Annotated in this window: 18 protein-coding genes; 12 read left to right on the plus strand and 6 right to left on the minus strand. The window is 61.5% G+C overall.

The genetic code is table 11. The annotated features are described in order from the left end of the window. Positions 1–1,496, minus strand: a 1,496-nt coding sequence (locus PXK01_RS05910) for a methyl-accepting chemotaxis protein (RefSeq protein WP_274859244.1), incomplete at its 3' end; no start/stop codon positions are given. 422 nt (positions 1,497–1,918) lie between these two features. Between PXK01_RS05910 and PXK01_RS05915 the strand changes: the two genes are divergently transcribed. The 7 genes from PXK01_RS05915 to PXK01_RS05945 are packed head-to-tail and all read left to right on the plus strand — an operon-like array spanning position 1,919 to position 6,824. Then, on the plus strand, positions 1,919–2,206 hold the full coding sequence (locus tag PXK01_RS05915; protein ID WP_274848825.1) for an STAS domain-containing protein: 288 nt from the start codon (positions 1,919–1,921) through the stop codon (positions 2,204–2,206). Then, positions 2,203–2,577: a response regulator gene (locus tag PXK01_RS05920; protein ID WP_274848826.1), complete on the plus strand. Its 375-nt coding sequence runs from the start codon at positions 2,203–2,205 to the stop codon at positions 2,575–2,577. The genes PXK01_RS05915 and PXK01_RS05920 overlap by 4 nt, the downstream gene beginning before the upstream one ends. 1 nt (position 2,578) lies before the next feature. Beyond that, positions 2,579–4,741 carry a chemotaxis protein CheA gene (locus PXK01_RS05925; RefSeq protein WP_274859245.1) on the plus strand — a complete coding sequence of 721 codons (2,163 nt, stop codon included), beginning with the start codon at positions 2,579–2,581 and terminating at the stop codon, positions 4,739–4,741. Then, entirely contained in the window at positions 4,725–5,213 is a 489-nt protein-coding gene (locus PXK01_RS05930) for a chemotaxis protein CheW (protein ID WP_274848828.1), read from the plus strand. The genes PXK01_RS05925 and PXK01_RS05930 overlap by 17 nt, the downstream gene beginning before the upstream one ends. After that, positions 5,210–6,076 carry a CheR family methyltransferase gene (locus tag PXK01_RS05935; RefSeq protein ID WP_274848829.1) on the plus strand — a complete coding sequence of 289 codons (867 nt, stop codon included), beginning with the start codon at positions 5,210–5,212 and terminating at the stop codon, positions 6,074–6,076. Before PXK01_RS05930 ends, PXK01_RS05935 begins: the two co-directional genes overlap by 4 nt. Positions 6,077–6,109: 33 nt before the next feature. Next, a complete protein-coding gene (locus PXK01_RS05940; RefSeq protein WP_274848830.1) occupies positions 6,110–6,496 on the plus strand; it encodes a response regulator in 387 nt (128 codons plus the stop codon). Position 6,497: 1 nt separating this feature from the next. Further along, entirely contained in the window at positions 6,498–6,824 is a 327-nt protein-coding gene (locus PXK01_RS05945) for a hypothetical protein (RefSeq protein ID WP_274848832.1), read from the plus strand. A gap of 89 nt (positions 6,825–6,913) precedes the next feature. On the opposite strand, the gene PXK01_RS05950 is transcribed toward PXK01_RS05945, so the two are convergent. Then, the gene (locus PXK01_RS05950) at positions 6,914–8,080 is read right to left on the minus strand and encodes a nucleotide sugar dehydrogenase (RefSeq protein WP_274859246.1); all 1,167 of its coding nucleotides are present in this window, start codon (positions 8,078–8,080) and stop codon (positions 6,914–6,916) included. Between the two features lie 89 nt (positions 8,081–8,169). Then, positions 8,170–8,973: an undecaprenyl-diphosphate phosphatase gene (locus tag PXK01_RS05955; protein WP_274859247.1), complete on the minus strand. Its 804-nt coding sequence runs from the start codon at positions 8,971–8,973 to the stop codon at positions 8,170–8,172. 236 nt (positions 8,974–9,209) lie between these two features. Here PXK01_RS05955 and PXK01_RS05960 point away from each other — a divergent pair, with 236 nt between their 5' ends. Both PXK01_RS05960 and gltB read left to right on the plus strand, forming a co-directional pair. Continuing rightward, entirely contained in the window at positions 9,210–10,649 is a 1,440-nt protein-coding gene (locus PXK01_RS05960; RefSeq protein WP_274859249.1) for an NAD(P)-dependent oxidoreductase, read from the plus strand. 86 nt (positions 10,650–10,735) lie between these two features. Continuing rightward, entirely contained in the window at positions 10,736–15,268 is a 4,533-nt protein-coding gene (gene gltB, locus PXK01_RS05965) for a glutamate synthase large subunit (protein ID WP_274859250.1), read from the plus strand. Positions 15,269–15,368: 100 nt separating this feature from the next. On the opposite strand, the gene PXK01_RS05970 is transcribed toward gltB, so the two are convergent. Continuing rightward, positions 15,369–16,124 (minus strand): FkbM family methyltransferase, encoded by a 756-nt coding sequence (locus tag PXK01_RS05970; RefSeq protein ID WP_274859251.1) that lies wholly within the window; start codon positions 16,122–16,124, stop codon positions 15,369–15,371. A gap of 160 nt (positions 16,125–16,284) precedes the next feature. Here PXK01_RS05970 and mtgA point away from each other — a divergent pair, with 160 nt between their 5' ends. The 3 genes from mtgA (at position 16,285) to queG (ending at position 18,823) form a co-directional block, all read left to right on the plus strand. After that, the gene (gene mtgA / locus PXK01_RS05975; protein WP_274859252.1) at positions 16,285–17,019 is read left to right on the plus strand and encodes a monofunctional biosynthetic peptidoglycan transglycosylase; all 735 of its coding nucleotides are present in this window, start codon (positions 16,285–16,287) and stop codon (positions 17,017–17,019) included. A 64-nt stretch (positions 17,020–17,083) separates the two neighbouring features. After that, positions 17,084–17,749, plus strand: coding sequence for an FtsZ-binding protein FzlA (gene fzlA, locus PXK01_RS05980; protein WP_274849701.1), 666 nt, complete (start codon positions 17,084–17,086; stop codon positions 17,747–17,749). Positions 17,750–17,770: 21 nt separating this feature from the next. Then, positions 17,771–18,823, plus strand: coding sequence for a tRNA epoxyqueuosine(34) reductase QueG (gene queG / locus PXK01_RS05985; protein ID WP_274859253.1), 1,053 nt, complete (start codon positions 17,771–17,773; stop codon positions 18,821–18,823). Here queG and PXK01_RS05990 read toward each other — a convergent pair. Then, positions 18,820–19,614 carry a carnitinyl-CoA dehydratase gene (locus PXK01_RS05990; protein WP_274859254.1) on the minus strand — a complete coding sequence of 265 codons (795 nt, stop codon included), beginning with the start codon at positions 19,612–19,614 and terminating at the stop codon, positions 18,820–18,822. The genes queG and PXK01_RS05990 overlap by 4 nt on opposite strands. Before the next feature lies 1 nt (position 19,615). Continuing rightward, entirely contained in the window at positions 19,616–21,649 is a 2,034-nt protein-coding gene (locus tag PXK01_RS05995; protein ID WP_274859256.1) for an acetate--CoA ligase family protein, read from the minus strand. Positions 21,650–21,697: the final 48 nt, after the last annotated feature.

A 21,697-nucleotide genomic window follows, 5' to 3' on the forward strand; every position in this document is an offset into this window, starting at 1 on the left:
AGGTCGTCCGAGGACTGGCTGATCTCGGCCGCGCCATTGCGGATGCTGGCGGCGGACTCGACCACCTGCGAGACGGTAGCACTGAGATTTTCCACCGTCTTGTTGAAGTCGGCGCGCAGCTGTTCGTGTTCGCCGCTAAACGGTTCAGTGATCGTCTGGGAGAAATCGCCCTGCGCCAGGCGCAGCAGGCCGGAGCTGAGTTGTTCCACGACGCGCTCTTGTTCCTGCTGCTGAGTCGCGCGCTCTTCCTGGGCGCTGCGGGCATGGCGCAGGTCTTCCTGCATGGAGACCAGAGTCTTGCCGATTTTGCCGATTTCATCGCTGCGCTTGGCTTCGGTGACTTCGGTGCTGAGATTGCCGGAGGCGACTGATTCCATGTTTATGCTGATGCGATCCAGGGGCCGGGTAATGGTGCGCGCAAAGAGCCAGCCCAGCACCGACAGACCAGCGGCACAGGCCACCGACACCAGCAGCAAGAAGGTCATGGAGCGATTCACCGGTGCCATCAGTTCGGCGCGATCCTGTTCGATCACGATCGCCATATCCGCGCCCATCATGTGGAACGGTTCGGAGAAGGCCGCGACGTCCTGACCATCGTGGCCCTCAACGGAGGGGTAGAAGGCGCTGACGCCATTCAACGCTGCGGTGATGAAGTCGTGGGCGGGAACCGGATCAAGGGTCTGGTGTCCGCCTTCGAAACGGGAGGAGGAGCGTGTCAGCATGTCTGGGCCGACCAGGTAGGCCTCGACGCTTTCGCCGACACCGCGCGAATCGTTCATGAACGCATTGATCATACCGACGGGGATCTGCAGGATCAGAACGCCGACCATCTGGCCCGAGTTGGACACCAGCTGCGTCCCCACAAAGGCCGCGGGTACATTGCCGCTGGGCGCATAGGGGGCGAAATCCGAGAACATCACCTGCCCCGGTTCCGCGTCAACAATTCGGCGGTACAGATCGCCGATGCCAGATTCCTTGTAGGGACCGTCGAAGAGGTTGGTGGCGTAATCGTCTTCCTTGTAGACCGTGTAGATGATGTTCCCGGTCAGGTTCACCAGGAAGGCATCATAATAGCCCTTGGCGGTCAGCAAGGTGCGGAAGGCCGGGTGAAACTTCGCATGATGAATGTTGTAGGGAATCGTCGCCTTGGCACGATCCAGCAGGTGGCGTTCGCCAAGCGGGTTCGGGTTGTTGTCGATATAGGCGTCACGCACCGTGGTCGCAGCGTCATCGCCGAGGTTGGCCCAGGCGCCGGACAGGCGCTGCAAGGCGGTTTCGGTCGACGGCATGGCGGCGAGCGTCAAGAGATCGGCCTCAATCCCCCGCATCAGGGCCTCAACGGCGGTTTCACGGCCTGCCACGAGTGATTCGAAGTGTTCTTCGGCTTGCTGGGCTGCGCTGTTGCGCGCTGTCAACGTGCTGATCGTGACAATCACCGCTGCCATAAAGGCGCCGAATGCAACAACAAACAATGGGAGCTTGTGGGCAATCTTCATGGTACTGAGAGCCTTCCAATCTGTGTGTTTCCGAGAGGTCCGGCTGGGACCGGGTTAGGATCGATGAATGCCCACAAGGGGTTAATTTGCCGCTTAAATTGGCGGTGCTCCTTCAAATTTTAGAAACGTGCCGCGCCTCACGCGGTCTGGCATCGCTGTCTGGATCCGATCTGGGTGCGGCGCTCGGGCGTGCATTCGGGCGCGTATATGGATTCAAACTGTGTGGCGGCCCGCGCCCGGGGGTCGCGATGGGAATCGGGCGCATAAAATTTTCCAGAATTGGCGGGCTCAAGAGCGGGGCGGAGTAGGTCAAAACGGCGTTCTGCCAGGCCTCCGGCAATCAATTATTAAGTCCCCGGCCCTAAGAATGGTCCTATCGAACTCTAACATGTGACCGACAACGGGGGTGCGACTCGCGGAAGATGACCACGGAAACGCAAAAACACCTTTTGGAATTGCCAAATGCCTTCGCGGAACTTGATCCGCTGATTGCATTTCTGCGCGGGGCGCGCACCTCAGCGGTTGAAGTCGACTGCACTGGGGTGGTCGCGATGCCGTCGCGCTGCCTGCAACTCCTACTTAGTGCTGAACAGCAATGGCGCTCGGAAGAGCTGGGCTTTGCGGTCACAAACATCAGTGAATCGTGCCGAAAGTCTCTGTCGCTTTTGGGTTTAGAGTCCAACCGGTTTGAAGACGAGGTAACAGCATGAAAACCAAAGTTCTTGCAATTGACGATTCCCGGACAATTCGGAATCTGCTTGCGGCCACCCTGGAAGAGGCCGGTTTTGAATACCACTGCGCGGTGGATGGCCGCGAGGGCGTGGATATGTATCCCGATGTTGCCCCCGATGTGGTGATCACCGACATCAACATGCCCAACCTGGACGGTTTCGGCGTGATCGAAGAGCTGCGCGGCGAGGGTATCAACTCCAAGGTGCCGATCCTCGTGCTGACCACCGAAAGCGCTGCCGAGATGAAGGCGCGCGCTCGCAATGCCGGTGCCACCGGCTGGATCACCAAGCCCTTTGACGATGCATCGCTGATCTTTGCGCTCAAGCGAGTGACTGGAGCTGCGGCATAAGATGTCGGGTTCGATTCAAGATACCTTCTTCGAGGAGTGCGAAGAGCTCCTTGAGGCAACGGATGAGGGTCTGACTGCCATCGAGGGTGGCAATCACGATCCGGAGGTGGTCAATGCCGTCTTCCGTGCCGTCCACTCGATCAAGGGTGGCGCCGGGGCATTTGGCCTGGACGAGTTGGTGGCGTTTGCCCACAGGTTTGAGACCGTTTTCGACGAGGTGCGGGCCAACCGCCTGGAGCTTGAACAGAAGCTGGTTCAGCTTCTGCTGCGGTCCAGTGATCACCTGTGTGATCTGGTGGCCACCGCCCGCGATGGCGGCGAAACCGACGAAGCGCATCACAACATGCTGATCGCGGCGCTGGATGAGTATATTCCCGAAGAGGAAGAAGATCTCACCTTCGAGCCGATGGGCCTGGGTGGTGGTGGTTTTGCCCCCGCGGCAATCGATTTGCCCACCGCGCCGACCGAGGAAACCTATCGGATCCGGTTCCATCCCATGAAAGAGATGTATGGAACCGGGAACGAGCCGTTCTTCCTGTTTCAGGCGCTCAAGGAACTGGGTGATCTCGAGATCAAATTGGACGACACCGAGCTGCCGGGCTTTGACGCGATCGACGTCGCCGAAAGCTACCTGGCCTGGGATCTGGTCCTGACCACGACTGAGCCGCGCGAAAAGGTCGAGGCCGTCTTCGAATTCGTCGAGGGCCTGTGCGAGCTGTCGATCGAAGGGGATGGCGACGCCGAGGCAGATGCGGCAGCGCTTGCCGCCTTGGAAGCTGCATTCGGTGCGGCTCCGTCCGTCGAGGACGGGGAGGCTGCGCCTGCCCCTTTTGAACAACCGGCCCCCGCTCAGGCGCCAGAGGCAGAGTCTGCACCCGCAGCTGCCCCTGTAGCTGACGCAGCTCCTGCTCCGAAAGCCGATACCGCAAAATCGGAGCAGCGCGGGGGGCCCAAGCCAACCCTGCGCGTGGAACTCGAACGGGTGGACCGGCTGATCAACGCGGTTGGCGAGCTGATCATCAACCATTCGATGCTGGCGCAGCAGATTGCCAACCTCGATGTGGCCGATATGCGCGATGTGGAGACCGAGCTGGAAGGGTTCAAGAACCTGGCCCGGGATATCCAGGAAGGCGTCATGTCGATCCGCGCACAACCGGTGAAGCCGCTGTTCCAGCGGATGGCCCGGATTGTCCGCGAAGCCTCCAGCGCGACCGGCAAGACCTGTAAGCTTGTCACCGAGGGTGAAAACACCGAGGTCGACAAGACGGTGATCGAACGCCTGTCCGATCCGTTGACGCATATCCTGCGTAACGCGGTGGACCACGGCATCGAAAAGCCTGAGGACCGCGAGAGTGGTGGCAAGAACAAGGTCGGCGAAATCCGCCTGTCTGCCTCGCATCGCTCCGGCAGTGTCTGCATCGAGATCAAGGACGACGGGGCCGGTGTGAACCGCCCGCGCGTCAAACAGATCGCCATCGACAAGGGCCTGATTCCTGAAAATGCCGAGCTGACCGATAGCGAGATCGACAACCTGTTGTTCCTGCCCGGTTTCTCGACCGCCAAGGAGGTCTCGAACCTCTCTGGTCGCGGCGTGGGTATGGATGTGGTGAAGAACGCGGTCACCGGTCTTGGTGGACGTATCAACATCACCTCGACCCCCGGCAAGGGATCGACCTTTACCATCATCCTGCCGCTGACGCTGGCGGTTATGGATGGCATGGTGGTCTCGGTCGCAGATCAGACCATGGTGGTTCCGATCACCTCGATCGTGGAAACGATGCGCGGCAGTGACGACATGATCAACAACCTCGGCGCCGATGGCACCCTGTTGTCGATCCGTGGGAACTTCGTGCCGATCTGCGATGTCGCGGGTGCCTTGGGTCTGGAAAAGAAGGATGACCAACCGCCCGGCGTCTACCTGCTGGTGGAAACGGAAACAGGTCAGCGCAGCGCGCTGGCAGTGGACGACATCCATGACCAGCGCCAGGTGGTCATCAAGAGCCTGGATGGGGTCTGTGGGGAGATTGCCGGTGTGGCAGCCGCCACGATCCTCGGAGATGGCAAGATCGCCATGATCCTCGATCCGGAAAGCATTATTGCGGCCTCGCCCTCGGCAGCCGCCTTTGACACCGAGCGGAGAATGAACAATGCAGTCGCAAGTTGAAGTCAAGCACGGCGATCAGGAAGTGAAACACGCCCAATTCAGTGAGTTCGTGAGCTTCACTGTGGCGGGCCAGGCTTTCTGTCTCAAAATCACTCAGATCCGTGAAATCCGTCGCTGGTCGCCGGTCACGATCCTGCCGCATGCCCCATCCGACGTGCTGGGTGTCATGAACCTGCGCGGTGCCGTGATCCCGATCTACGACCTGTCCGCACGTTTCGGTCTGCATCAGACCGAAGCCAGCGAACGCAACGTTGTGATCGTCGTCGCGGTTGGCGGCAAGCCGGTTGGCCTTCTGGCGGAATCGGTTTCGGAAATCATCTCGATCAATCCGGATGATATCCAGGACACGCCGCCGGTCGATAGCCGCTACACCATGGAGTACATCCAGGGTATCATTTCCCACGATGAGACCATGGTGCGGATTATCAACCTGGATGCGGTTATCTCGGTCCCTGAACAGGTGATGATGTGAACGCAAGAACCCCGATAGATCCTAAGGCAGATGCCTTCAGCCTGACTGATCAGGATTTTGAAGCCATCGCCCAATTTGCCTACAAGCATTTTGGGCTGTCCATGTCGAGCAGCAAGAAACCCTTGGTTTCTGCTCGGCTGGCACGGCGCCTGCGCCAGCAGAACGTCGTGAACTTCAAGGACTATCTTGCCCGTTTGAACGGTCCGAATTCCGAGTCAGAGCGCAGCAGCCTGCTGTCGCTGCTGACGACGAACGTGACCCAGTTCTTCCGGGAACCGCATCACTTTGAAACGATGCGCAAGGATGTGCTTCCGGGGCTGATCAAGAAGGCGCGGGAAGGCGGTCGGGTCCGAATTTGGTCTGCGGGATGCTCCAAAGGTCCGGAACCCTATACCCTGGCGATGATCATTCATGACATGTGCCCGGATGTGAACCGCCTGAACTTCAAGATCCTGGGCACCGATATCGATCCCGTCGTCGTTCAAGCGGCCACGGCAGCCAAGTATCCGGCCGAAGAATTCGCGCAGATTCCTGCGGAATACCGCAAGCTGGTACCGAAACTTGATGCGGATGGGCGCCTGCCCGAAAGCATCCGGTCGATGGTGACTCTGGGCGTTCTGAACCTGATCGAACCGTTTCCATTTAAGGGAAAGTTCGATGTAATCTTCTGTCGAAATGTGGCCATCTACTTTGATACACCCACGCAGCAGAAGGTCTGGCAGGCGTTTCAACGATCACTGGAGCCGGGAGGCTACCTGTTCATCGGGCACTCCGAACGGATGTCCGGACCTGCTGCCAAACATATGAAGACGGCAGGGATCACCACATACATTCATACGCCATCGGGTGGGGATGCCCGATAGTCGGAGCAGTAAAGAGAAACACGAGGAAAAAACATGAGCTTGAAAGACAATCTGCGCGTCATGGTTGTGGACGATATGTCGACAAGCCGGGGGATCTTGACCCAGTCCTTGGACGAGATGGGCATCAAGAACTACATGGTAGAGAACAACGGCCAGTCCGCGTTCCAGAAGATCACCAAAACGCCGGTGCACCTGGTGCTGTCGGATTACAACATGCCAGGCATGGACGGTCTGGGTCTTCTGCAGGCGGTGCGCGGGCATCAGGTCACACAGCGTGTCGGTTTTATCCTGGTGACGGGCAAGCCGACTCCTGAGATCATCGAGGTCGGCAAGAAGCTGGGTCTGAACAACATCATCCGGAAACCGTTCACGGTTGCGACCATGAAGCAGGCCATCGAACAAGTGGTTGGGCGTTTGTAAGATGCAGCATCCCGACAAAGCCCTACGAGATCTCTGCGCCATTTCCTCATGGGAAATGCAGCAGCTCAAAGCCAAGATTGAAGAGTTAGAAGACGTTGCGTTGACGGTCCTGGAACGTGGCACCCGCCCGACCAGCAAAGAGCTGCAGTCCCTGCAGGATTTCGATTTGGTGATCCAGACCCTTGCTGGATTGTCGGGATTTTACGACCGCGTTCAAAAGCAGGTGGATGAGGCTGGGCCGGCCGACCTGCCGACCGCTGCCAAGGGGGTGACCCTGGAACGGCTGCGGGACCGGCTGCTGTCGCCCAGCGGCCTGCAAGACGCCTGATCTTTATCGCCGCCCTCTGGGCGGCGTTTTCCTTTCGGCCGGAACAGTCAGGAAGGGAAGGGCGCAGCGCTCCCCTGTTTCAATCTTCTTCAATCGGCTCCGAACAGATCTCTTGTGAAGACCTTGTCGGCGACATCGCGGATCTCGTCACTCATCCGGTTTGCGACGATCACATCCGCCTCGGCCTTGAAGGCGGCAAGGTCGCGCACGACCGGCGAATGGAAGAAATGCTCTTCTTCCAGCACCGGTTCGTAGACGATGACCTTGATCCCCTTGGCCTTGAGCCGCTTCATGATGCCCTGGATGGAGGATTGGCGGAAATTGTCGCTGCCTGCCTTCATCACCAGACGATGGATGCCGACCACCTTGGGCCCGCGCATCAGGATCTGGTCGGAGAGGAAATCCTTGCGCGTGCGGTTGGCATCCACGATGGCGCGGATCAGGTTCTGCGGTACCTGGCTGTAGTTGGCCAGCAGCTGCTTGGTGTCCTTTGGCAGGCAATAGCCGCCGTAGCCGAAGGAGGGGTTGTTGTAATGGTCCCCGATGCGCGGATCCAGGCTGATGCCTTCGATGATCTGGCGCGTGTCCATGCCACCGGCCATGGCATAGCTGTCCAGCTCGTTGAAGAAGGCCACCCGCATGGCAAGGTAGGTATTGGCAAAGAGCTTGATCGCCTCGGCCTCGGTTGGATCGGTGAAGAGGACCGTCACATCCTTGCTTTCCGCCCCTTCCAGCAGGAGATCGGCAAAGATGCGGGCGCGCTCGGAGCGCTCTCCGACGATGATCCGGCTGGGATGCAGATTGTCATAGAGCGCACGCCCTTCGCGCAGGAATTCGGGGCTGAAGATCACCTGCTCGGTGTCCAGGCGGCGGCGGATGTCCTGGGTGAATCCGACCGGGATTGTGGACTTGATGACGATGGTGGCGTCGGGGTTCACGTCGATGACCTGGCGGATCACGGCCTCGACCGAGGAGGTGTCGAAGAAATTGGTCTTGGGGTCGTAATCGGTCGGTGTTGCGACGATGACAAAGTCGGCATCCCGATAGGCCGAGGCGGCATCGGTCGTTGCGGTGAGCTGCAGATCGCGCTTGCTCAGGAAGGCCTGCAGGTCCTCGTCAATAATCGGGCACTGACGACGGTTGACCATGTCCACGCGGGAGGCGGAGATATCCACGGCGGTGACCACGTGGTTTTGCGCCAGCAATACGGCGTTGGACAAGCCGACATATCCAAGCCCGGCAACAGCAATATGCATCAATAGCTCCTTCCGGGCCGTGTTTGGGTCAAGGGGATCAGGCTCTCTCAAACGCAGCAGAGGCCGATGCGCGCCATCTTTCAACGGGTCTAGCTGTAGGCGATGGCCAGCAGGATGATCCCTAGGATGACACGGTAAATCACATAGGGCGTAAAACTGACCGATTTCAACAGCCGCATCATCAGGGCGAGCGCGGCGAGGGCCGACAGGAAAGCCAGCCCGGCGGCGATGATCCCATCGCGCATCAGCGCGGTATTGGCCTCCACCGCAACCTCGGCGCCCAGAAGAACGCCCGACGCAAGGATGGTCGGGATCGACATCAGCATGGCGATCCGGGCGCCGTCGCTGCGGGTATAGCCAAGCTGCCGTGCCCCGGTAATGGTGATCCCCGATCGCGAGGTGCCCGGGATCAGCGCGATCATCTGCCACAGCCCCATGATCAGCGCGTCGCGCAGGCCCCAATCGCCCGCCGATTTCACCTCGGCTCCTTTCTGGTCGGCAATGTACAGCACGATCCCGAAGATCAGCATGGTCCAGCCGATCACGGTCGTGGAGCGCAGCGCATCGCTGAGGCCGGAGAAATGCAGCACCGCCCCCAGGATCACCGTGGGAATGGTCGCAATGACAAGGCCAAGTGCCAGCCGCGCCCCTTCGGTATCGAGATGGCCGCAGGCAAGGTGGGGCAGGCCCAAAAGGCCTTTGCGCACGTCCTGCCAGAAATAGATCACCACCGCGACCAATGTTCCCACATGGACGGCGACATCGATCACCGGCCCCTGATCGTCAAGGCCGCTCAGCTTGGGGAGGAGAATCAGGTGCCCCGAGGAGGAAATCGGCAGAAACTCCGTAATGCCCTGGATCAGGGCCACCAGAACAAGGTGAAACAACGGCATGACGGGCGGCTCCTTCATGGGCGGGTTGGCCCTAAACGCCCTTTTTTCTTAATGAATGCCCCCCCGGATGGGAAGATTTTCATTTAGGTCCGATTCGGACTTAAAATCGCTGTACATTTTTGCTGAGGTGGGCGATATAGGCGTACTGCACAGAAAGTATGTCAGCATTGCTGACTTTTATTTCGCCGCACTTCGATCTATGACAATCGCAGCAAGCTAAAAAGGGGAGTATACCCGTGGCCAAGCAACCGATGCTCAAATTCGTGAAAATCGATCGCGACATGCCCGAAAAGCGGGCCGCAGAAGATCGCAAGGAAGATTTCAACGAGATCTACGCGGAGTTCGCCCAGGCAAAGGCGGAGGAGCAGGCGAGCCGCTGCAGCCAGTGCGGTGTGCCCTATTGCCAGTCCCACTGCCCGCTGCACAACAATATCCCCGATTGGCTGCGCCTGACCGCGACGGGTCGTCTGGAAGAGGCCTATGCCACCAGCCAGGCCACCAATACCTTCCCCGAGATCTGCGGCCGCATCTGCCCCCAGGACCGCCTGTGCGAGGGCAACTGCGTGATCGAACAGTCCGGCCATGGCACCGTCACCATCGGCGCGGTGGAGAAATACATCACCGACACCGCCTGGGAGAATGGCTGGGTGAAACCGTTCACCCCGCTGCAGGAGCGCGGCGAAAGTGTCGGCATCATTGGTGCGGGCCCCGGTGGCCTGGCGGCCGCGGACATGCTGCGCCGCGCCGGGGTGCAGGTCACCATCTATGACCGCTATGACCGTGCGGGCGGGCTTCTCACCTATGGTATCCCCGGCTTCAAGCTGGAAAAGGACGTGGTGATGCGCCGCAACCAGCTGTTGGCCGATAGTGGCGTGACCTTTGTCATGAACTGCAACGTGGGCGAGGACATCTCGTTCGAGGACATTCGCGGCAAGCATGACGCGGTGATCATCGCCACCGGCGTTTACAAATCCCGCGATCTGTCGATGCCGGGCAGCGGCGCGGCGGGGATCGTCAAGGCGATCGACTTCCTCACCGCCTCCAACAAGCGCAGCTTTGGCGACACGGTGCCGGAATTCGAAAGCGGCGAGCTGAACGCCGAAGGCAAGAAGGTCGTGGTGATCGGCGGTGGTGACACCGCGATGGACTGCGTGCGGACCTCGATCCGCGAAGGCGCGACCTCGGTCAAATGTCTCTATCGTCGTGACCGCGCCAATATGCCCGGTTCGCAGCGTGAAACCCAGAACGCCGAAGAAGAAGGCGTGATCTTCGAATGGTTGTCCGCGCCCAAGGGCTTTGTCGACAGCGATGGCACGGTGACCGGCGTCATGGTGCAGAAGATGCGCCTGGGAGCCGCCGATGCCACCGGCCGCCAGGCGCCCGAGGTCATCGAAGGCGCCGATTACGTGGAAGAGGCCGATCTGGTGATCAAGGCGCTGGGCTTTGAGCCGGAAGACCTGCCGACCCTTTGGGGCCAGCCGGAACTGCCGGTCACCCGTTGGGGCACCGTCAAGGCCGAGTTCAAATCGGGCGCAACGGACCTGCCCGGCGTCTATGCGGTGGGCGACATCGTGCGCGGCGCCAGCCTTGTGGTCTGGGCCATCAAGGACGGACGCGATTGCGCCGAGGCGATCCTGGAACGGTTCGACGCCAAGGCTGCGGTAGCCGCCGAGTAACAATTCACATTGATCCCACGCGGTCGCGCGCCCCTGACACAGGCGAAACACAGGCGAGGCGCCGCCGCCAGGCAAAGGAAAACGATATGACCAAATATGATGCAGAATGGGTCCGCGCCGAGGAAGCCAAGCGCAAGTGGATGGCCGAAAACGGTCTCTATTCCGAGGAAGAAGAGCATTCTTCCTGTGGTGTGGGTCTGGTTGTCTCCCAGGATGGCAGCGCCAGCCGCAAGGTGGTTGAGGCCGGTATCGACGCCCTGAAGGCGATCTGGCACCGCGGTGCTGTGGATGCGGATGGCAAGACCGGCGATGGCGCCGGTATCCACGTGCAGATCCCGGTTCCCTTCTTCTACGACCAGATCAAGCGCACCGGCCACGAGCCGCACAAGGATCAACTGATCGCCGTCGGTCAGGTCTTCCTGCCGCGCACCGATTTTGGTGCCCAGGAGAAATGCCGGACCATCGTGGAAACCGAAGTCCTGCGCATGGGCTATTACATCTATGGCTGGCGTCATGTGCCGGTCGATGTGACCTGCCTGGGTGAAAAGGCCAACGCCACCCGCCCCGAGATCGAGCAGATCCTGATCTCCAACTCCAAGGGCGTGGACGAGGATACCTTTGAGCGTGAGCTCTATGTGATCCGCCGCCGGATTGAGAAGGCCGCCGCCGCCGCTGGCATTGGCGGGCTTTACATTGCCTCGCTGTCCTGCCGCTCGATCATCTACAAGGGCATGATGCTGGCCGAGCAGGTCGCCGTCTTCTACCCCGACCTGATGGACGAACGCTTTGAGTCCGCCTTTGCGATCTATCACCAGCGCTATTCCACCAACACCTTCCCGCAGTGGTGGCTGGCACAGCCCTTCCGCATGCTGGCTCATAACGGCGAAATCAACACGCTGAAGGGCAACATCAACTGGATGAAGAGCCATGAAATCCGCATGGCCTCTTCCACCTTTGGCGATTACGCCGAGGACATCAAACCGATCATCGCGGGTGGCTCGTCGGACTCGGCAGCGCTGGACTCGGTATTCGAGGTTCTGGTGCGCGCGGGCCGTTCGGCTCCGATGGCAAAAACCATGCTGGTGCCGGAAAGCTGGTCCAAGCAGGCGGTTGAGCTGCCCGAAGCCTGGCGCGACATGTATTCCTACTGCAACTCGGTGATGGAACCCTGGGACGGCCCTGCTGCCCTCGCCATGACCGATGGCCGTTGGGTCTGCGCCGGTCTGGACCGCAACGGTCTGCGCCCGATGCGTTACGTCGTCACCGGCGATGGTCTGGTGATCGCCGGCTCCGAAGCGGGCATGGTGCCGATCGACGAAGCAAATGTGGTGGAAAAGGGCGCGCTTGGCCCCGGTCAGATGCTGGCCGTGGATATGAAAAAGGGCAAGCTGTTCCACGACACCGAGATCAAGGACAAGCTCGCCGCAGCGCTGCCTTTTGGCGATTGGGTGAGCAAGATCAACGATCTTGATGAAACCCTGGCCACCGTGGATGAGAAACCGCTGTTCAGCGGCGAAGAACTGCGCCGCCGTCAGATCGCGGCCGGCTACACCATCGAAGAGCTGGAGCAGATCCTGGCGCCCATGGCCGAGGACGGCAAGGAAACGCTGGCCTCGATGGGCGATGACACGCCCTCTGCGGTGCTGTCGAAGAAATACCGCCCGCTGTCGCATTTCTTCCGCCAGAACTTCAGCCAGGTGACCAACCCGCCGATCGACTCCCTGCGCGAATATCGCGTGATGTCGCTGAAGACCCGGTTCGGTAACCTCAAGAACGTGCTGGACGAGGACAGCTCGCAGACCGAGATCATCGTGTTGGAAAGCCCCTTTGTCGGCAATGCCCAGTGGGACAAGCTGATGGAGAACCTGAACGCGCCGCTGGTGGAGATCGACTGTACCTTTGCCCCCGGCAAAGGCTCCCTGAGCGCCGCGCTGCAACGGATCCGTGCCGAGGCCGAAGAGGCCGTGCGTTCGGGTGCTGGGCATATCGTGCTGACCGACCAGCATTCGGATGCAGGCAAGATCGCCATGCCGATGATCCTGGCGACCTCGGCGGTGCATTCGCACCTGACCCGTAAGGGTCTGCGCACCTTCTGTTCGCTGAACGTGCGTTCGGCGGAATGTATCGATCCGCATTACTTTGCGGTTCTGATCGGCTGTGGTGCCACCGTGGTGAACGCCTACCTGGCCGAGGATTCCCTTGCTGACCGGATCGAGCGTGGCCTGCTGGATGGCTCGCTGACCGAAAACGTGGCGCGCTACCGTGAAGCCATCGACCAGGGTCTTCTGAAGATCATGGCGAAGATGGGCATCTCGGTGATCTCCTCCTATCGTGGCGGGCTGAACTTCGAGGCCGTGGGCCTGTCCCGCGCCATGTGTGCGGAATATTTCCCCGGCATGACCAGCCGGATCTCCGGCATCGGTGTCTCGGGTATCCAGGTCAAGGCCGAGGAAATCCACGCCTCTGCCTGGGGCGCACAGCAGAACGTGCTGCCCATCGGCGGCTTCTACAAGGCGCGCAAATCCGGTGAGACCCACGCCTGGGAAGCCACCTCGATGCACATGCTGCAGATGGCCTGCAACAAGGCCTCCTACCAGATGTGGCAGCAGTACTCGAAGAAGATGCAGAGCAACCCGCCGATCCATTTGCGCGACCTGCTGGACATCAAGCCCCTGGGCAAGCCGGTGCCGCTGGAAGAGGTGGAAAGCATCACCGCGATTCGCAAGCGTTTCGTGACGCCGGGCATGTCGCTGGGTGCGCTGTCGCCCGAGGCGCACAAGACCCTGAACGTCGCGATGAACCGCATCGGTGCCAAGTCGGATTCCGGCGAAGGCGGGGAAGATCCGGCGCATTTCGTGCCCGAACCCAATGGCGACAACCCCTCGGCCAAGATCAAGCAGGTGGCCTCGGGCCGCTTCGGTGTCACTGCCGAATACCTGAACCAGTGTGAAGAGCTGGAGATCAAGGTGGCCCAGGGTGCGAAACCCGGTGAGGGTGGTCAGCTGCCGGGTATGAAGGTCACCGATCTGATTGCCCGTCTGCGCCATTCGACCAAGGGTGTGACGCTGATCTCGCCGCCGCCGCACCACGATATCTATTCGATCGAGGATCTGGCGCAGCTGATCTACGACCTGAAGCAGATCAACCCGCGCTGCAAGGTGACGGTGAAACTGGTGGCCTCTTCCGGCGTTGGCACCATTGCCGCCGGCGTGGCCAAGGCGAAGGCGGACATCATCCTGATCTCGGGCGCTAATGGCGGCACCGGGGCCTCGCCCGCGACCTCGATCAAATTCGCAGGCCTGCCCTGGGAGATGGGTCTCACCGAGGCGCATCAGGTGCTGGCGATGAACAACCTGCGCGGCCGCGTGACCCTGCGGACCGATGGTGGCCTGCGCACCGGACGTGACATCGTCATGGCCGCGATGATGGGCGCCGAGGAATACGGCATCGGCACAGCGGCGCTGATCGCCATGGGTTGCATCATGGTGCGTCAGTGCCAGTCCAACACCTGCCCGGTCGGCGTCTGTACGCAGGATGAGTCCCTGCGCGCCAAGTTCACCGGCAATGCGGACAAGGTGGTGAACCTGATCACCTTCTACGCCCAGGAAGTGCGGGAAATCCTCGCTTCCATTGGTGCGCGCTCTCTGGACGAGGTGATTGGTCGTGCAGATCTTCTGGCGCAGGTCTCCCGTGGGTCGGCGCATCTGGACGATCTGGACCTCAACCCGCTGTTGATCACCGTCGATGGTGCGGCAGACATCGTCTACAACCGCGACAAGGACCGCAACGCGGTGCCTGATACGCTGGATGCGGAGATCGTGCGCGATGCTGCGCGGTTCCTGCAGGATGGCGAGAAGATGCAGCTCTCCTATGCGGTGCAGAACACCCACCGCACCGTGGGTACGCGCACCTCGAGCCACATCGTGCGCAACTTCGGCATGCGCAACTCCTTCCAGCCCAACCACCTGACGGTGAAGCTGCAAGGGTCTGCCGGTCAGTCCCTGGGTGCCTTTGCGGCACCGGGTCTGAAGCTGGAGGTTTCCGGTGACGCCAACGACTACGTCGGCAAGGGCCTGTCGGGCGGCATGATCGTCGTGCGCCCGCCAATGGCCTCTCCGCTGGTGGCAAGCGACAACACCATCGTCGGCAACACGGTCCTCTATGGCGCGACCGATGGCTACCTCTTTGCGGCGGGCCGCGCGGGCGAACGTTTCGCTGTGCGCAACTCGGGCGCATCGGTGGTGATCGAGGGCTGCGGGTCGAACGGTTGTGAATACATGACCGGCGGCGTTGCGGTGATCCTGGGCTCGATCGGTGCCAACTTTGGTGCCGGCATGACCGGCGGCATGGCATACCTTTATGATCCCGAAGGCAAGGCCGAGACCATGATGAACATGGAAAGCCTGGTCACCTGTGCGGTCACCGTCGATCACTGGGAAGACCAGTTGAAGGGCCTGGTGGAACAGCACCTGGAGGAAACCGGAAGCCGCAAGGCCGCCGATATCCTGCAGCACTGGGACAGCGAGAAAGCCAACTTCCTGCAGGTCTGCCCGAAAGAGATGCTGGACAAGCTGGCCCATCCCCTGTCGCAGGAACAGGCCGCCGTTCCCGCCGAATAAGGCAGGCGGCGAGTATTCCAAATGAAAAAGCCCCCCAGGCACATCGCTTGGGGGGCTTTGCTTTGAAGGGACGCGGAAGGGACGCGCGTTGACGCAGGCCTCAGGCGGCCTTCACGTACCAGTCGTCGAAGCGCGAGATATTCTCCATCACGCGGGTATAGCCATTGCTGGTCAGCAGCTTGTACAGCCCTTCGCGGTTGGGCTGGTAGTTGTGCTCTACCGTGATGCAGCCAAAGCTCCAGCGCGAGAAATCAAAAGCCGAGAGGATTTCAAGCTCGCTGCCCTCGGTATCCACCGAAAGATAGTCAATGTGGCTGGGCGCCTTGTTTTCTTCCAGCAGATCGTTCAGCGAAATGGTCGTGACATCATAGCTTTGCCCCCGCAACCGCCGCCCGGTCTTGACGAAGGAGGAAACGCCCGAGTTCTCCCCGCGCGGCGCCTCGGTAAAGCGGAGCGTTTCGCCGGATTTCGACCAGACACAGCGCTGGTCGATCTGGCAGCCGCGGTTGGCCGCCAGATCCGCATGCCAGCTCCGGGCCGGTTCCGAGAGGATCCCGTTCCAGCCGAATTCTGTTTCCAACAGGTAGCTGTTGCTCAAACTCACGCCGTTGGTGGCGCCAAATTCGACAAAGAAGCCCTCCCGTTTGAAATCGTTGCAGGCCAGCGCAAAGAGATCCTGGCGCAGCTGCGCGCGGGAGTTGCCAAGCAGATCAAAGCAGGCCTCACGTTTGTCGCGAGGAACCGCCTTGAGGAACTCCATGTCGAAATGGTCCTTCTCGCGGGCCAAGAGCTCTGAATACCGGTCGCGTTTCAACAGCTTGCGCGACAATAGCGATTGAGAAGAGGATTGGCCCAACACCGGACTCCTAACGTTTGAACATTTGTCGATTGGATTTTTAGGGACATCGCCCGAATAAATCAAACGCTTCATCCCGATGGCCATTTGGCGCTCGCCGCTGTTCAGGGGCGCGTTCTTTCATGGTTGGGCTGGGCGGTTCCCTGACCTATAGAGAGACATGGCTAAGGCAGTGAAGAGAAAGACGAGTGCCGCACGCCCCACCTTATGGTGGCGGATGACATGGCCCTTCAGGTGGATCAGGCGGTGGGTCTTGCGGGCCTGCCTCGCGGTCATCGTATTGATTGTTGCGCTGATCGCTCTTTTCTCGGTGGTGAACCCGCCGATCACCCATACCATATGGTCCGAGCAGCGCCGTTTGGGTGAGGTGGACCGCGAATGGGTGCCGTTGGAGGATATCGCGCCGGCCCTGGCGCGTTCGGTCGTGGCGGCCGAGGATGCCCGGTTCTGCCAGCATTGGGGCATTGATGTGATCGCGGTACGGGCTGCCCTGGCCGAAGGCGGGCAACGCGGCGGCTCGACCATTTCTCAGCAGGTGGTGAAGAATGTCTTCCTCTGGCAGGATCGCAGCTGGGTCCGCAAGGCGCTGGAGGTGGTGCTGACGCCCCTGGTCGAGGCAATCTGGAGCAAGCGGCGCATCCTGGAGGTCTATCTGAACGTGGCCGAAATGGATGAGGGCGTCTTTGGAGCCGAAGCGGCGGCGCGGCGCTATTTCGGCGTTGGTCCGGATGCACTGTCGAACCGTCAGGCGGCCCTGATCGCGGCGGTTCTGCCCGATCCAAAGGGGCGGTCTGCCGCGCGTCCCTCGCCACGTCTGCGCCAGCGGGCGGCGCAGATCCAGGACGGGGCGGCCACCATCCGCGCAGATGGCCGTTCGGCCTGTTTCGAGGATTGAAGTTTTTGCCGCAAGCGGGCATTGCTGGTGTCATCCCGCATGCTTCAGGAGCACCCATCAGCCAATGGCACGCCTGTATCACGTTCCCCTGTCCCCCTTCTGCCGCAAGGTCCGCCTGTCGCTGGCGGAAAAGAAGATCGAGGTCGAGCTGGTCGAAGAACGCTATTGGGAGAAGGATCCCGATTTCCTGCGCCGCAACCCGGCGGCCAAGGTCCCGGTGGTGCGGCTTGACGGCAAGATGATGTCGGAAAGTGCCGCGATCTGTGAATATATCGAGGAAACCCGGCCCGAGCCCTCGCTGATGCCTTCGGACCCCGATGGCCGCTACGAGGTGCGCCGCCTGGTCAGCTGGTTTGACGACAAGTTCCACAACGAGGTGACCTCGAAACTGCTCTATGAGCGGGTCAACAAGAAGGTCACCGGCGAAGGCTATCCCGACAGTCGAAACGTCAAGGCCGGGGCGCGGGCGATCAAGTATCACCTCGATTACATGGCCTGGCTCCTGGATCATCGGCGCTGGTTGGCGGGCGACAGCATGACGCTGGCGGATTTTGCCGCCGCGGCGCATCTGTCCTCGCTCGATTACATTTCGGACGTGGATTGGAACCGCTCGGCGGTGGTGAAGGACTGGTATGCCAAGATCAAGTCGCGCCCGGCGTTCCGCTCGATCCTGGCCGACCAGATCCCCGGCTTCCGCCCGCCGCCGCATTATGCCGACCTCGATTTCTGATCTGGCCCTGCCGGTGCCGACATGAGCGCCGCGCTGAAGGAAAGTTTGATCCGGCAGGCGCTGGCCGAAGGGTTCGTGTCCTGCCGGATCTGCCGCCCCTGGGACGTACCCGAGGTGCCCGAACGGCTGCAGGCCTTCCTGGCGGCGGGCTATCACGGGCAGATGGGCTGGATGGCAGAGCGCAGCCATTGGCGCGGTGATCCTGCGCAGCTTTGGCCCGAGGCGCGGTCGGTTATCATGCTCGCCGAAAGCTATACGCCGGACGAGGATCCGATGGCGGTGGTCGGAATGGCGGACCGGGGTGCGGTATCGGTCTATGCGCGCGGCAAGGATTATCACGACCTGGTCAAGAAGCGTCTCAAACGTCTGGCCCGTTGGTTGATTGCCGAGGCGCAGAAGGACGGCGATACGGCAGAGGTGAAGGTCTTTGTCGATACGGCCCCGGTGCCGGAAAAGCCGCTGGGGCAGGCGGCGGGGCTTGGTTGGCAGGGAAAACACACCAATCTTGTCAGCCGGGATTGGGGCAATTGGGCCTTTTTAGGCTCTGTTTTCACCACGCTGGACCTGCCGGTGGATGGACCCGAGCGGGACCATTGCGGATCCTGTCGGTCCTGTCTGGACGCCTGTCCGACCGATGCCTTTCCGGCGCCCTATCAGCTGGATGCACGGCGCTGCATTTCCTATCTCACGATCGAGTACAAAGGGCCGGTGGATCATGACCTGCGTGCCAGGATGGGCAACCGGATCTATGGCTGCGATGATTGCCTGGCGGCCTGCCCGTGGAACAAGTTTGCCGTTGCGGCCAGCGATATCCGCTATGCCGCCCGCGAGGGGCTGGTAGCACCAAATTTGGCGGATCTGGCCGCGCTGGACGATGCGGGTTTCCGCGAAAAATTCTCCGGATCCCCGATCAAGCGCATCGGGCGGGACCGTTTCGTGCGCAATGTGCTTTATGCCATTGGCAACTCAAACGACCCCGCGCTGGCCCCGGCGGCAGCACGGCTGACCGAGGATCCCGATCCCGTGGTGGCCGAGGCCGCACGCTGGGCGGTGGAGCGCCTGAGGGACGCTTAACGCCCCTTCCAGACCGGATCGCGTTTCTCGGCAAAGGCGCGCGCCCCCTCCATCTGATCCTCGCTGTCATAAAGCACATCGACCGAGCGCAGCTGCCGTTTGGTGATGCGGTTCATGGCGTCCTGGAACTTGGAATCCTCCGCATCGCGCACGATCTCCTTGATCGCCGCATAGACCAGCGGCGGGCCGGAGGCCAAAAGACGCGCCAGCTCCCAGGCGCGGTCCATCAGCTGATCGGCAGGCACAATCTCATTCACCAGGCCCCAGCGGTTTGCCTCTTCCGCGTCGAACCAGCGGCCCGTCAGCAGCAGCTCCATGGCGATGTGATAGGGGATGCGTTTCGGCAGCTTGATCGAGGCGGCATCGGCCACGGTGCCCGAGCGGATTTCCGGCAGGGCGAATGTGGCGTGATCGGCGGCGATGATCATGTCGGCGGACAAGGCCAACTCCAGCCCGCCACCGCAGGCGATGCCATTTACCGCGGCAATCACCGGCTTGTTCATATCGCGCATCTCCTGCAGCCCGCCAAAGCCGCCGACGCCGTAATCGCCATCCACCGCATCGCCGTCGGCGGCGGCTTTCAGATCCCAGCCCGGGCAGAAGAATTTCTCTCCACCCCCGGTCAGGATCGCGACGCGCAACTCGGGATCGTCGCGGAAGTCGCGAAAGACCTCACCCATCACGACGCTGGTTTTCAGGTCGATGGCATTGGCCTTGGGTCGGTCCAGCGTCACCTCGAGGATGGCGCCCTCGCGGCGGGTTTTGACGGGGCTTTGAGCTGTGTCGGTCATCTTACCAGTCCTTTCTGCGCATCAGCGCATCCGCTGCAATGGCATCTGTCGCGGTGCAGATCAGCGGGTTGATTTCAATCTCTTCCAGACCTTCGGCGTGGTCCAGCACATAAGCTTCCACCGCGCGGATGGCGCGCAGGATGGCAGGGCGGTCGGCGGCGGGCTTGCCGCGATAGCCTTTCAGCACGGTATCGATGCGCAGGGAAGCAAGCGCCTGTTCGATCATCGCATCGCTTGCCGGCAGGAGGAGCGAGGCGCTGTCCTGCAGGATCTCGGTCAGGGTGCCGCCTGCGGCCAGCGTCAGCACGAAACCATGGGCGGGATCCTTGACGACGCCGACCAGCAGCTCGGCGACAGTGCCGGTGATCATTTCTTCCACCAGGAAGGATCTGGCATCCATCTGGTTCGCCGCATCGCTGACCTCACCGCCCGATTGCAGGTTCAGCACCACGGCGCCCGCCTCGGATTTATGCGCCAGCCCTTCGCCCTTCAGAACAACCGGATAGCCGATATCGGCAGCGCAGGCGCGGGCGGCGCCGGGGGTGCGCGCGCGGTGGGATATGGGCACGCGCAGGCGATAATCGGACAGGCGCCGCTTGGCTTCGGCCTCGGGGATCAGATCGGGTTCAACCGTGGGGGTCGGCAGCAAGAGCGGCTCGGTGCTGGAGGCTGCCGGGCGACTTGCGGCTTCGCAGGCCTTGATCGCTTCGCTCAGGCCGCAGAAGGGCACGACGCCTGCCGCCATCAGCCGGGCCGCCACATCCTCGGGCAAAAGCTCGGGCAGGGTGGCGACCATGCCCACATTGGCGCCGGTCTGCTGGCGCGCCGCCACGGTGGCCTCGATGGCGCAGTCCCAATCGGCGGCCGAGCAGCGATCAGGGCGCGGGAAATCCACGATCAGCAGGGTCATGGCAAGGCTCGGGTCCATCATGGCGGCAAAGGCGCGGGTCATCGCCTCGACATCGCGCCAGATATAGGTGTGGTAATCCAGAGGGTTGGCCAGGGCCACCATCGGCCCCAACGCGGCGCGGAGGTTTTCGCTCTGGCGCGGGTTCAGGGGCGGGAAGGTCACATCGCGCCCATGGGCGGTATCGGCGGCCAGGCTTGCCTCGCCCCCGGAACAGCTGATCGAGGCGATACGGTTCGACGGCAGCCGCCCCGCCACATGCAAGAGCTTCAGGGTTTCCAGGAAGGTCGGCAAATCATCGATGCGTGCAATGCCAAGCCGGGCCAGCAGCGCCGCAGCCCCGGCATCCCCCCCCGCGACCGACGCGGTGTGGGAGACGGTTGCCGCCTGCGCCTGGTCCGATTTGCCGACCTTCAGCGCGACGATGGGCTTGCCAAGCGCGCGGGCCCGGGCCGCCAGGGCCTCAAAGGCGCGCAGATCCTTGATCCCCTCGATATGCAGACCCAGGGCGGTGACGCGCTCATCCTCCAGCAATGCGGTGCCGATATGGGAAATATCCGCCTGCGCCTGATTGCCTGCGGTGACCACATAGGCCAGCGGCAGGCCGCGCTGCTGCATGGTGAGGTTGATGGCGATGTTGGAGCTTTGGGTGACGATGGCCACGCCGCGATCCACCCGCTCTCCGCCATGCTGGTCGGGCCACAACAGTGCGCCATCCAGGTAGTTGATGAACCCGTAGCAGTTCGGACCCAGGATCGGCATCTCCCCGGCGGCCTCCAGCAGGCGGGCCTGCAGGTCGGCGCCATCGGCATCCTCGGCCTGGGATTCGAGAAACCCCGAGGCAAAACACACCGCACCACCTGCGCCGCGCGCCGCAAGCTGCCCCACGATATTGATGGTGGCGTGGCGGTTCACGCCGATGAATGTGGCGTCCGGTGCCTTGGGCAGATCGGCGATGGAGGCATAGGCGCGAAGCCCCGCGATTTCTTCTGCCTTGGGGTGCACGGGCCAGATCTCACCTGCGAATCGCATGGCCTGGCATTGCTCAATCACAAGGCGGCACCAGTCCCCGCCACCGACAACCGCAATCATCTGTGGGCGGAGCAGTCGAGACAGCTCATGTGTCATGCAGAAACTCCTCGTAAAATCATGTGGTTGGACATGTGGTGAAATAAC

Source organism: Phaeobacter sp. PT47_59 (genome assembly GCF_028890025.1).
Taxonomy (GTDB): Bacteria; Pseudomonadota; Alphaproteobacteria; order Rhodobacterales; family Rhodobacteraceae; genus Phycobacter.

What these genes read in the sequence shown, in the direction of transcription:
- PXK01_RS05915 (WP_274848825.1), top strand. Translation starts at nt 1,919, where the DNA reads ATGACCACGGAAACGCAAAAACACCTTTTGGAATTGCCAAATGCCTTC.
- PXK01_RS05920 (WP_274848826.1), top strand. Translation starts at nt 2,203, where the DNA reads ATGAAAACCAAAGTTCTTGCAATTGACGATTCCCGGACAATTCGGAAT.
- PXK01_RS05925 (WP_274859245.1), top strand. Translation starts at nt 2,579, where the DNA reads ATGTCGGGTTCGATTCAAGATACCTTCTTCGAGGAGTGCGAAGAGCTC.
- PXK01_RS05930 (WP_274848828.1), top strand. Translation starts at nt 4,725, where the DNA reads ATGCAGTCGCAAGTTGAAGTCAAGCACGGCGATCAGGAAGTGAAACAC.
- PXK01_RS05940 (WP_274848830.1), top strand. Translation starts at nt 6,110, where the DNA reads ATGAGCTTGAAAGACAATCTGCGCGTCATGGTTGTGGACGATATGTCG.
- PXK01_RS05945 (WP_274848832.1), top strand. Translation starts at nt 6,498, where the DNA reads ATGCAGCATCCCGACAAAGCCCTACGAGATCTCTGCGCCATTTCCTCA.
- PXK01_RS05950 (WP_274859246.1), bottom strand. Translation starts at nt 8,080, where the DNA reads ATGCATATTGCTGTTGCCGGGCTTGGATATGTCGGCTTGTCCAACGCC.
- PXK01_RS05955 (WP_274859247.1), bottom strand. Translation starts at nt 8,973, where the DNA reads ATGCCGTTGTTTCACCTTGTTCTGGTGGCCCTGATCCAGGGCATTACG.
- gltB (WP_274859250.1), top strand. Translation starts at nt 10,736, where the DNA reads ATGACCAAATATGATGCAGAATGGGTCCGCGCCGAGGAAGCCAAGCGC.
- mtgA (WP_274859252.1), top strand. Translation starts at nt 16,285, where the DNA reads ATGGCTAAGGCAGTGAAGAGAAAGACGAGTGCCGCACGCCCCACCTTA.
- fzlA (WP_274849701.1), top strand. Translation starts at nt 17,084, where the DNA reads ATGGCACGCCTGTATCACGTTCCCCTGTCCCCCTTCTGCCGCAAGGTC.
- queG (WP_274859253.1), top strand. Translation starts at nt 17,771, where the DNA reads ATGAGCGCCGCGCTGAAGGAAAGTTTGATCCGGCAGGCGCTGGCCGAA.
- PXK01_RS05990 (WP_274859254.1), bottom strand. Translation starts at nt 19,614, where the DNA reads ATGACCGACACAGCTCAAAGCCCCGTCAAAACCCGCCGCGAGGGCGCC.
- PXK01_RS05995 (WP_274859256.1), bottom strand. Translation starts at nt 21,649, where the DNA reads ATGACACATGAGCTGTCTCGACTGCTCCGCCCACAGATGATTGCGGTT.